The organism is Mucilaginibacter straminoryzae (assembly GCF_022953055.1).
Taxonomy (GTDB): domain Bacteria; phylum Bacteroidota; class Bacteroidia; order Sphingobacteriales; family Sphingobacteriaceae; genus Mucilaginibacter; species Mucilaginibacter straminoryzae.
On sequence record NZ_JALJEJ010000004.1, the window covers coordinates 53,622 to 66,400 of the forward strand.

General features: G+C 48.8%; 5 protein-coding genes. 2 read left to right on the forward strand and 3 right to left on the reverse strand.

Annotated elements, in window-relative coordinates; all coding sequences use genetic code 11:
• Positions 1-171: 171 nt before the first annotated feature.
• Positions 172-1,761: a sodium:solute symporter family protein gene (locus tag MUY27_RS09790; protein ID WP_245129833.1), complete on the forward strand. Its 1,590-nt coding sequence runs from the start codon at positions 172-174 to the stop codon at positions 1,759-1,761.
• Complete coding sequence (locus MUY27_RS09795) at positions 1,758-4,073, forward strand: DUF5703 domain-containing protein (RefSeq protein ID WP_245129834.1); 2,316 nt, start codon at positions 1,758-1,760, stop codon at positions 4,071-4,073. The genes MUY27_RS09790 and MUY27_RS09795 overlap by 4 nt, the downstream gene beginning before the upstream one ends.
• Here MUY27_RS09795 and MUY27_RS09800 read toward each other — a convergent pair.
• The 3 genes from MUY27_RS09800 to MUY27_RS09810 are packed head-to-tail and all read right to left on the reverse strand — an operon-like array spanning position 4,070 to position 12,776.
• Positions 4,070-6,094, reverse strand: coding sequence for an aceric acid hydrolase (locus MUY27_RS09800; RefSeq protein ID WP_245129835.1), 2,025 nt, complete (start codon positions 6,092-6,094; stop codon positions 4,070-4,072). The two genes, MUY27_RS09795 and MUY27_RS09800, sit on opposite strands and share 4 nt — an antisense overlap.
• A gap of 4 nt (positions 6,095-6,098) precedes the next feature.
• Positions 6,099-9,482, reverse strand: a complete 3,384-nt coding sequence (locus MUY27_RS09805; protein ID WP_245129836.1) for a glycosyl hydrolase — start codon at positions 9,480-9,482, stop codon at positions 6,099-6,101.
• Between the two features lie 3 nt (positions 9,483-9,485).
• The gene (locus MUY27_RS09810) at positions 9,486-12,776 is read right to left on the reverse strand and encodes a glycoside hydrolase family 2 TIM barrel-domain containing protein (protein WP_245129837.1); all 3,291 of its coding nucleotides are present in this window, start codon (positions 12,774-12,776) and stop codon (positions 9,486-9,488) included.
• Between the last annotated feature and the right edge of the window lie 3 nt (positions 12,777-12,779).

The window sequence follows — 12,779 nt, forward strand, 5'->3', positions numbered from 1 at the left end:
TTTAGTATAAATGCTACAACAAGAAGCTATTACTGAACGATAAATTTGGCAGTTATAAATCTGAATTAACAAACGTATTTCTTAGAATCTGGCCGTATCCGCATTTGAGCTAACCACAAATGTGCGGTATTTGGCAAGTTGCCGCGCAACGGATTCTATCCAGGGAGAATAATGAAACACGAAACTTTACATCTGGCAGATTATATTATCATCGCACTGGCGCTTACGGTTTCGCTAAGTATTGGTCTGCGGTTTTCAAGGGGGCAAAACTCTACCAAAAAATTCTTCGTCGCCCGCGGCTCTGTCCCTGCCTGGGCAATCGGCATGTCGCTCATGGCCACGCTCATCAGCAGTGTTACGTTTCTGGCCTACCCCGGCGAAGGCTTCTCCTCTAACTGGATCTTACTGGTACAAGGCATGATGGTGCCTATCGTGCTGTTAGTGATGGTATGGTTCATTGTGCCGCTTTACCGCCGGGTAATCGGCCTGAGTACCTATGAGTACTTCGAAAAGCGCTTCGGAACCTTCGCCCGTATGTACAGCTCGGTATCATTCGTACTCACGCATTTCTCTAAAATGGGAACGGTATTTTTCCTGCTGGCGCTGGCACTTTCTAACATGACGAATACCAACACTTTCCTGATCACCTGGGTGATCGGCGTGGTTATCGTGGTGATCACGCTAATGGGTGGCGTAGAAGCCGTGATATGGGCAGATGTTGTGCAGGGCTTCCTGCTAATCGTTGGCGGCATCGCCTCATTCGTTATTCTGATATTTTCTATCAAAGGTGGCTTCCCCGAGCTATGGCACATTGCTACCGTTAATCATAAAAACAACTTTGGCCCTTATACCTGGGATTTCAAAAAGCTGACCTTCATCGTCATGGCGATTAACGGCGTATTTTATGCTATTCAGAAATACGGAACTGACCAAACCATGGTACAGCGATATCTGACAGCCAGAACAGACAAAGCTGCTATCCGCGCATCACTGATGGGTGTGGCGCTGACCGTACCGTTATGGGCCTTGTTTATGTTCATCGGTACAGCGCTGTTTGCCTTCTACCAGCAGAATCCATTGCCGGCGGGCATTAAGGCCGATGCGGTGTTCCCCTATTTCATCATGACGAAATTGCCAACGGGCGTAGTCGGGTTAATTCTTGCTGCTTTGATCTCTGCCGCTATTTCCAGCCTTGGCGCCGATCTGAACTGTCTTTCTGCTATTGGCGTAGAAGACTATTATAAAAAGCTTCGCCCAAACCGCAGCGATGCCGAATACTTAAAGGCCGGTAAATGGATTGTAGTCGCCGCCGGGATAGGTTCTATTCTGATCGCCACGCTTTACATCATGTCGGGCGAGGAAGGCGTTTTGGGGATTGTATTCACGTTGTACGCGATCTTCTCCGGCGGTATTGCAGGTATCTTCCTGTTAGGCCTGTTTAGCAGCCGGGCCAACCGCCAGGGCCTGAACATTGGTATCATCGCCTGTATTATTTTCACCTCATATGCCTTTCTTACCTCTGCCAAAATTGGTTTAGGTGAAGACAAACATATCCTGCTCGACTTAGGAAAATACAACTTCAGCCAGCATAAATATATGCTGGGCGTTTACAGCCATTTTGTGGTGATCATCGTCGGCTATGTTGCCAGCCTGTTCTTCCCGAAACCGGATATCGACAGCAAACTGCTTTACAAAGGCTGGCGCGAATCGCGTAAGCAGGAATTAGCCGCCCAGCAGGAAAGCCTTAAACAAGCCGTATGAAATTAAGGCTGCTGATTTTTTTGCTGCTGTCTGCCATTCGCCCACTATTGGCGCAACCCGCTGCAGAAATCAGTAAATATGACGTGAGCTGGAACACGCCGAGTAAGAATGCAGGCGAATCTATGCCTTGTGGCGGTGGCGATGTGGGCCTTAATGTTTGGGTAGAAAACGGCGACCTGCTCTTTTACATTGCCCGCAGCGGCACTTTCGATGAAAACAATACGATGCTCAAACTGGGGCGAGTACGTATCAAACTCAGCCCAAGCCCTTTAAACGGGCAGCAATTCGAACAAAAGCTAAGTCTGCGAGGTGGTTCCGTAATTGTAAAAGCCGCTAACGGCAATCTTTCATCTGCCATTAAGATCTGGGTAGATGTACACCGCCCGGTTATTTCCGTCGAAATAAAATCCAGCAAGCCTGTTACTGCTACTGCCGCCTATGAAAGCTGGCGGTATAAAGACCGGCCGGTGAAGGGGCGCGAGAATAACCAGGATTCGTACAAGTGGGAGGCGAATGTAAACGTAAAGACGCTGAAAGATAGCATTCGCTTTGCCGAAAGCGGCGTAGAATTCTATCACCATAACCTGGACACCTCTGTTTTCGACGCGACTGTGCGGCAGCAAGGACTGTCAGGCATTAAGCAGCAGCTTTATAACCCGCTTTACCGGCTAACCTTTGGCGGAAGAATGACCGGCGAGCGCATGAAGCCCGGTAATACTTACACCGGCACTTACCGGAATACCGACTTTAAAGGGTGGACACTGCAAAACATCCGCCCTACGAAGACAACCAACCTGAAGATCTACCTGAATACTGCTGATAGCTGCACGGTTGAGCAATGGCGAACGGGTTTAAACAAAGTAATTGCAGAAGCAGCACATAACAAGGCATCGGCGTGGAAAGCCACGGCAAACTGGTGGAAAGCCTACTGGTATAGAAGCTTCATCAACATCAACCCTACAAATGCAGACACTTCTAATGTAGCCTGGCAGGCAGGGCGTAATTATCAATTGTTCCGTTACATGCTGGGCTGCAATGCTTATGGGCACTACCCTACCAAATTTAACGGAGGATTATTCACTGTCGACCCTGCTTATACAGATACCGCGTACCGTTTTACACCCGATTTTAGAAACTGGGGCGGCGGTACCATGACAGCACAAAACCAACGGTTGGTTTACTGGCCCATGCTAAAGAATGGCGACTTTGACCTGATGCTGCCGCAGTTTGCGTTTTACCTGCGTTTGTTAAAGAACGCCGAGTTAAGAAGCAAATTTTACTGGGGGCACAACGGGGCCTGTTTTGTGGAGCAACTCGAGAACTTTGGCCTACCAAACCGTGCCGAGTATGGCCTGAAACGTCCGCCTAACTTCGATAAGGGCCTGGAATACAACGCCTGGTTGGAATATGAATGGGATACCGTTATTGAATTTTGCCTGATGATGCTGGAAACGGAACGTTATAACGGCAGTAACATCCAAACCTATATCCCCTTCATTGAAAGCTGCCTCACCTTTTTTGACGAACACTACCAGTACCTGGCCAAACAGCGTGGTAATAAGGCTTTAGATGGCTCGGGGCATTTGGTACTCTTTCCCGGTTCTGGTGGCGAGACCTATAAGATGGCTTATAATTCTACCTCTACCATTGCCGCACTGCGTACGGTATTAACACGCCTGTTGGCATTGCCTGACGGATATTTAAACAACGAGCAGAAACAACAATGGCAGCAGATGTTGCAGCGCATACCGCCTTTAAATTATACCGAGATAAACGGGCACAAAACTATTGCCCCTGCCCTCACCTGGCAACGCATTAACAATACTGAAACTACGCAGCTATACCCGGTATTTCCCTGGGAAATTTACGGCGTAGGCAAACCCGATTTAGAGACGGCTTTGAATACCTGGAAGTATGATACCCTGGCAATTAAGTTCAGGAGCGGTAAGGGCTGGAAACAGGATAATATTTTTGCAGCAAGATTGGGACTGACAAACGAAGCGGCAGAGCTGACACTCTTTAAGCTCAAAAATTCGGGAAGAAGATTCCCTGCATTCTGGGGCCCTGGCTACGATTGGGTGCCCGACCATAACTGGGGCGGCAGCGGCATGATCGGGTTACAGGAAATGCTGCTTCAAACCAACGACCGGAAAATCTACCTGTTCCCGGCATGGCCAAAAGACTGGAACGTACATTTTAAGCTGCACGCACCTTACAACACTACTGTAGAGGCAACCCTGACCAACGGCAAGGTTACCTCTTTAAAAGTATTCCCCAAAGAACGCGAGAAGGATGTGATCAGCGCCTATTAACGATCAACCGGTATCCAGGTTTCCATGGCGGTATGGCCGCGGTTACCCCATGCGTAATAAGGGATCAGGCTGATGCTGATCTTCTCTGCCGGTTTTGCACCTACTTCCTGGTAAAGCTGGTTATTCCAGTTCTTCGCCGGTCTTAAATCAGCCTCGCCGGTTAAAGCGACTATCTCGGTATTGGCTACCTGTATTGTTTTGGGGCGAAGGTTTACACCAGTCGGAATAGCCACATTGCTGATCACCGCTTGCGAAGGCAGATCTACCCCTTCCAGGCAATAGACTACCGGTCCGCGTTTTACAGCCACCTGGTTGCGCGTTTCTTCCACCAAGGGGTTACTTTCCATTAATGTTGCAGGCATATCCATCACCAACTCAACACGGTCGCCTTTTTTCCATTTGCGCTTCACTTGGGCATAAGTACCGCCTGTTAAGCTGCTATTTTGCGCTTCGCCGTTTACTTTTAAGTCAGCTTGTTTGCACCAACCCGGAATGCGTAAAAACAAAGCAAATTCTTTACCTGAAGTTTCATCCATGGTCAGCGTAACTTTGCCATTCCAGGGGTAATCTGTCACCTGGCTTAATTTAATCTTGCCGCCGTCCTTCAATGTAGTTTGCAGGTTATTCGCACCATATAGATTTACCCATAAACCCTCATCTGATGTACTGTACATATAGTCGCTGATCTCGGCAATGGTTCGCACCACATTCGGCGGGCAGCAGTTAGAAAGCTTAATGTAACCTACCCTATCCTTAGACCAGCGTTGTTTAAAAGGCAAATCATCAGAATAACTCAGCGGGTTGGTATATAAGAAGTTTTTACCGTTTAAGCTAATGCCAGAGAGCACGCTATTGTATAACGCCAGCTCCATCACATCGGCATACTGCGCTTTGCCGGTTGCCTGTAGCATGCGCCAGTTCCAGAGCACATTACCAATATTGGCGCAGGTTTCATTATGGGCAGTAAAATTTGGCAACTGGTAATCGCGCCCATAGGCCTGGTGTATCTTCTGCACATCTGTTGGGTTGTAAGAAGTTCCATCCGGAGAAACGCCGTCATACAGGGCACCGCAGCCACCGGTAATATACATTTTGCGGTATACCACATCATTCCACATGCGGTCGAGTGTGTTTAAGATCGATGTGTCGCCCGTTTCGGTGTAGACATCAGCCGCACCAGCAAACAGGTAATTCGCCCTTACCGCATGCCCCATGGCTGACTGCTGCTTGCGCAAAGGAATACGGTCCTGGTTATCGTCCGTCCCTTCCGGCGCAGTGCCACGGATGTCAATCAGGTTCTTAGCCAGTTGCAGGTATTTAGGGTTATGCGTGGTACGGTACATTTCTACCACGCCCATATAATGCGATGGGCAAATGGCATTTCTTGCCAGTTCCGGCGTGGCTGTTTTGTAGAAGTTATAGAGAAAGTCTGTTGCCTTGACAGCCACGTTCAGCAAGGTGGTTTTGCCGGTAACGCGGTAATGCACGCAAGCAGTGGTCATTAAATGACCAAGGTTATAGGCCTCGAAATTCAGCTTATCGCCGAAGGTTTGCGCATTGCCTTTTTTTCGTTCGGCAATAATTGTTGGTGTGTGGATGTAGCCGTCGGCCCGTTGCGCTTTTGCAATTACGGCAATAGCCTGATCCATCATTTTATCCAGCGCAGGGTCGTGCGTAGTGGCATACATCATGGCCATGCCTTCCAGCAACTTGTAGAAGTCGCCATCATGAAACGGTGGCCCAGAATGCGATCCGGTATCCAGCCCGGCAGCTATCTTAAAGTTTTCATAGGCGTGGCTGATCTTCGGATCAGTATAAATCCGCCAGAGATTTGGTATCATGGAATCTTTACACACCCTGAACCTGTCTGCCCAAAAACCGGTCGTCCATTTTACATCGCCCATATCCACGCTGCTTAATTTAGCATACGGACTGGCCGATGTGTTTACCAGGGCTTTCTTTTGCCCGTACGAGGCAGCGCAAACAATCGCCAGAAACAATACAACAAATAGCTTTCTCATCTTCTTAATTATCCGTTTTTAATAGCCTTACCGGGCCTAAAAGCCCGGCAGGCAGCAAAGCTTTATTTTCTAACCGATAGGGCGCATTCGTCCAGGTGAGGCGCTTCTCCTCGGGTTGGTTATGGTCGCCCATGATGCGGTTGGCCCAGGTATTGGTTACCTGAATTTCCAGTTGATTCATGCCGGGTTTTAAAGCTTTAGTGATGTCAACGCGGTAAGGAGGTGTCCACGCGTTACCACAATCCACACCATTGACGATTACAGTAGCTAGGTTAGTCACCTTACCTAAATCGATATATGTTTTGCCAGAACCGCTGTTCTTAAAGTTGAACTGTTGCCGGTAAACCGCCGTACCGGAGTAATACTTCACGCTGTCATTCATACTCTTCGACCAGTCGCTCAACCCATTAAATACTACGGGAGATTTTGGTCCGCGCATTTTTGCATCAAACTGAACTTGCCATTTTTGTTCCAGGGTTTGAATCGGGGTAAAGTGATTCCAGTTATCCCCCTTGTTTGAGGCCTTACCCAAAGCGGGCTTCCTAAGCACGACGAATAACGCCTGAGACGGATCGAACTTTAAAGTGAGACTGGTTTGTTTTGATGAAGTGCGATACTGTTTAGCCTGTTGGATGGTGCCCGTAAGCGGATCGAAAATTTCGGGAACACGGTTACCCACACGCAGGCTAATGCTAACAGTTCGTCCCGCGTCCTGCTGATTCGATATAAAATACAAGTCGAAACCTTCGCCCTGGCGGTGCGCCCACGCTAGATCATTCACCGGATGACCTGCGGAATCCGTCGCTGAAAAATCTCTCGCTAAACCCACACTTTCAAAAGTTTCTTGCTGATATGCCCCTTTTAATACGTTCTGATAAGCAGCTAATTCCTTACCTGCCTGTGCAACAGTTGCGTCGTCGGACATTCCGGGAGCTTTTTCCAATGCTGTCGCCAAAACTATTTTTAAGCCCTGTTTAGCCAATGCAGTTAATTTTTTTGCTACCTCCGGCGAAATGTTGCCAGCCTGCGGATTCATCGGTATATCGCCTGGGACAATCAAAATGTTATAGGCCGCGCCGCCGGGTAAAATCATTTTACCGTCTTTCACCTGCGCCAGCCTGAGCAAGGCATCCTTATTGAAAGAATCATACTGGTAACCTCTTAGTGGATCAATCCATTTTTCGGGATCGGCCATATTGGCGCTGCTGGTCACACCATCAGGAATGGTTCTCAGCGGTAAACCCTTATTCGCCAGGCGAACCTGCTCTGTAGCTACCCGCTCCTGACCAAAAATACCCGGCAGCGTATTCACCAAACGGTAAGGCAAAATAGAACGTCTGGGTGTTTCTTCACCAGTGAATACCGCCAGATCTGTTACCGGATGCCCCAGTTGCAGCAAGGCCTGGCACCTGGTAAGATACTCCACCCAGGCCTTCGCGGGCTTGTACCAGGTTTGGTCGCGCTGAAAATACAAGCCTATGCCATCCAGTGTCATTCCCGGTTTTCGATCAAGCCATGGGTTTAGTACGTTGACGTGGAAGGTCAGCCTGTTCATGCCAGCGGCCAGGTTACGGTCGGCCAAAGCTTTTAGCATGGCCGGATGTTCATCCCACACGGTTCGCAACTCGGTAAAGCCCTCTGCCTGGATGATATTCTTCCCATAAATGTGCCCGCCCGAAATCGCATCCAACATATCGTTAGGTTTATCGTGTGTCGGGCTGCGTAACCAGAATTCGCCCATCGGAACGTCTACCATGCTATAATGCAACAAGCCATCGCTCGTCATGGTAGGCGCAACGCTTTCCGCATTAAACTGGCAACCGTTCTGGTGGGCCAGTTTTGCCAGCGTACCATAAAATTTATCACGAACCAGTTCTGCGATGGTTTCCCGAACGTCGCTTAATACTTTTTCAGAAACCGTTGCACTTTCTACCGGCAAGCCAACCATCACGGGTAGATAAGCCATTAAATCGTAACCGCGCCGCGCTTTAAACTCGGCTGCAAAATTGTCCGACCAGTTTTGGCTGCCGCATTCCCAGCTATCAATGTAAAAGTTTTTAATCACCTTTCGCGCCAACTCTGGTCCGCATTGGCGCAAGGCTTCACCAAACCACTTGTTAAACTGCAATTCTGCCGCGGCAGGATTAAACTTATCGCATTCCAGGCCTATGCCACCCCCACCCGTGGCATTGGTATGCCCGGTAGAAGTATGACCTATCCGTACAACTACCCAGTCGCCGGCAGGAACATTCCAATTCAAGCGACCGGCTTTATCCAGTTTGTCCGTCAGGTCTATAATCTTATCTTTGGGTATACACAATTCGTCGGGCAGTTGCAGTGCGGTAGAACGCTCACTCACTCGCCACACTTCGCCCGTTTTTCCTTCATACTGATGAATCCTGGGCTCTGAAGACAATTCTATCGCGTTGATCTTGAGGCTTTGCTTCCACTTGGCAAAATCAAGATCTTCGGCACCGGGTTCAGAACCTTCTTTATCATAAACCAACCGGTAAAAACGGGCTGTGGTGGTGGGAATAACATTGGTGACCGGTGCATCTCCATCCTGCCAGCCATGTCGTGGCGCTTTCAGTTGCGTTAGTGTCCGAAAGGCTTTACCATCATCACTCACTTCAATTGTCAACCTTTCTGCCTGGTAATTTGGTGCAGCACTGCGAATCTGTAAAGAGCGGCAGGTAAAGGGCTCTTTAAATCCCAGCTGAATCCAACAGGGATCGCTACTGCTGAAGGTTTTCTTATTACCTTTTTCAACCAGAAACTGCGGATCAATATCCTTTACGCTGGTTGTCACTTTGGGTACCTGCTTATAAGAAGTTACGCCCGAACCGGGCAAAGCCGGGTAAGCCAGTATTTTAATGTCGTGGTAGTAATCTTTGTAATGTGCAGGCGTAATTAAGGTATCAGTAAACGTTGTGCCGCCCTTCACCCGGGTTTGGCTCGAAACCACCTTCTGCATAGAAAGCTGAGGCGTTATCCAGGGACCACCAGCCAGCGCAAAGCCATCAGAATCATGGATACCCAATTCCAGCCCCAACCTGCCGGCTTCCTGCACGGCGAACTTGACCATACCCCACCACTCCGGCGTTAACTGAACAACCAGCGGATTAATATAAGGCGGATTAGCAGGCGGTTTAATACAGACCAGGTAAGCCGCGCCTATGCCTTCCTGCTTCATGGCTTCCAGGTCTGCCGTAATTCCTTCGCGGGTCACCGCACCCTGCATCCAGTACCATAACACTCTCGGTTTTGCAGCGGCGGAGGGGTGAAGAAAAGCCCGGGTGACAACATCAGCGGGAGCAGTACCTTTTTTCTGCCCCATCCCGTTCAGGCAGGCAACTAAGATCAGCGCAAGTAAAGCCAACTTTTTCATACCTTAAAATTTAAATCCCGACACTCCTTTTGTCGCTTGCGCCCCCGTTCCATTAAAAGGCAACAGGTAAAAACTGTAGTGGTAATTACCTGAAGGTATTTGATATTGAGGTAATGGCGCTGCCACTTCAGACCAGCTATCGTTACCGCCGACACCGGTTTGCTTCAGATCGATATTCAGCGTGATAAAGCCTGCATCATGCAGCTTGTTGGTATGCCTTGCCGTAGCAATATTTTGTTCGGTATAAGGCCAGGCACTCATGCTTAATAAACTGTCCGCAATAATCAGCAAGCCTTGCTTTTTAGATTCGTCGCCCAGAAACATCCAGCGTACATCCGTACGGTTACCGGTTTCCTGCGGAACCACATACGGTTCCATAAATGAATTGATCGGCATATGGTAGATGCCAGCGATGGCACCTGAATTCCGGTCGATGTAATTTTCGAAAGGCCCACGGCCATACCAACTGATCTGCTGATACGTGGCGTCTATCCCCCCCTGCATCCCTATTTTAGGAATATTAGGTAGTTTTGGATCAGCGGTAAGCTGATAGTCAACCTTGATAGCCCCGTTACCGTTAATCACATAAGTAACCGTAACCTTAGCACTATCGCCGATCAGGGTGTAGGTGCTATTTATTGTAATTTTGCCATCAGTTTGCCTGTTCGTGCCAGTACTAACCAGCTTTGGCGTTGATTTAAACCACGGCTTTAGCTTTTTATCCATCTTCCAGCCGCGACGGTCGTTATCTGTCATAGGCCGGGTAAAATGCGGCAGCAAAGGCTGGCACATCTTCTCTTTACCCTTCCATATGTACGAGGATAATGCCCCGTCTTCTTTGTTGAATAATATCTTAAAACCGCTGCCGGTAACCGCGTAGGCATTATTGTTTTCCGTTACTTTAACCGCGGCCTTGTTAGTTACCGTTGCAACTGCTTTTCTTCCTGTCAATGCGAGTTGATCGTAAGCGATCTCGAACCCGGCTGGCGCCCATACTTCTACTTTTGCCAACAAAAAGCGAATATTCACCAGGTATTCTTTACCCGGCTTTAAGGCAGGCAGGTATTTCGCAATACTGATAACGGTATCTTTTCCGGCTGCCAAAGCGATAGGTGATAACGTTTTGGTAGAAATAACCACACCATCTTCTAAAACTTCAATGACAGGTTTATAGTCCGCCAAGGATCTTGCAGCATGACGATTGGTAACTTTTATCAGCCGTTCTGCTTGATTGCTCAGCTCTGCCGTTACTGGCTGAAATACATGTTTACATTCCTCAATCTCTGGTTTGGGGCGGCCGTCCGCGGCTACAATTCCTTTAATGGTAAAGTCGTCATAGTACTTTTCGCCGTAATCGCCGCCATAGGCGTAATAGGCTGTTCCGGTTGAATCGTGCTTCAGTAAGCCCTGGTCTTTAAACTCCCAGATGGCACCGCCGATTACACGCGGGATAGAACGCCACTGCGTCCACAAATCCTGCAGGTTGCCGTTTGAATTCCCCATAGCATGCGAATATTCCACAAAAAAGATGGGCCGGTTATCGCCATTCTGCTGATTTACCAATAGTGGCGCAGTGTAGATGCTGGGGTACATCCGGCTCACGATATCCACATAGGGTTGGTCGATCGGGTTTTGCAGGCGATGCGAGTGATCATTGGTTTTTGGATAGCGCGGATCCTGGTTATCAATATATCCTTCTGCCGCAGGCGTACCTTGCGCGGGCTCGTAATGTACGGGACGGGTAATATCAAAATCGTGTACCCAGGCAGCCATCGCCGCATGATTGGGTCCGCGGCCGGCCTCGTTGCCCAAGCTCCAGATAATTACACTCGGGTGGTTCTTATCGCGGTTTACCATGCGGGTAACCCTGTCGAGGTAAGCGCCCGTCCACATGGGATCGTTACTTAGTTTAGAACCCAGTCCATGCGTTTCCAGGTTTGCTTCATCGATCACCAGGATACCGTACTCGTCGCATAGGTCATACAGATATGGATCCATCGGGTAGTGGCTGGTACGGATACAATTGAAGTTGTACTGTTTGATGGTACGAACATCCCTTAAAATATCTTCGCGTGATAACGCTTTCCCCTTTACAGGGTCATGATCCGGACGGTTAACGCCGTACAGGTAAGTTACCTTTCCATTAATCAGTAGCTTGCCCGTAGTTTTAGAAAATTCGATGCTACGGAAACCTACTTTACAGCTTTTCACCTCCAGCACTTTGCCCGTGCTATCTTCCAGGCTCAAAGTCAGGGTGTAAAGGTTGGGGGTTTCATCGCTCCATTTTTCCGGGTTATTTACCTTCGCTTCCAGCAGGCCGAATTTCACGTTATCCAGTCGCGGATAAATTTCGTTAATGATGCTTTCTACACTCCGTTGTAAAGGCTGCTTAAATACAGGCTGCTCGTTTTTGTTGAACAGCTGCGCCTTCAGCACGTATCCTTTTACCTGCTGGCCTGTCAAATTTTCCATCCTTGGCCGGATACTCAATAAGGCATCTTTATAATCTTTATCCAGCTTGGCCTGCCAATGAAAATCAGCTATCCGCAGCTTCGGTTCTGCCAACAGCATCACTTCGCGGTGGATACCGCTCATGCGCCACTGGTCCTGATCTTCCAAAAAGTAACCGTCAGTCCAGCGGATCACCTGTACAGAAACAACGTTCTCACCCGCTTTCAGATAAGGTGTGACGTTAAATTCAGAAGGCAGGAAACTGTCTTCACCATAACCTAAGAACTTCCCGTTTAACCACACACGAAAACCTGAACTTACCCCGCCAAAATGCAGCGTGATGTTCATGTCTTTCCAATTAGCAGGCAGGGTGAACGTCCGCTGATAAGAGCCTACGCCATTATAATCCTGCGGCACATGCGGTGGATTTACCGGACGGAAAGGATACACCGCACTCTTATAGATCGGTTTATCATATCCCTGCATTTCTATGCTTGAAGGTACCGTGATCTTCTTCCAGCCGCTCACGAGGCCTTTATAAAAGTTAGCAGGGGTATCTGCTGGTTTAACGGCATAATGAAAGTCCCACTGGCCATTAAGCGAAAGCATACGGCCGGATTGCTCCCTGCTCAGACTTAAAGCATCTTTTACAGAGGCATAAGAATAGGCAGTGGCACGCGACTGATCGCGGTTAATGCCGTCGATCAGCGGGTTCTCCCACGGCACTTCCCGGTAAACTTCGGGCGCAACGGGGACCGCGGCCGGTGTTTTATCCACCAGCTGACAGAACGACCTTAAAGGGAACAACGCCATAAAAAGGACAGCGCCAAAGCTTAACTTCATATC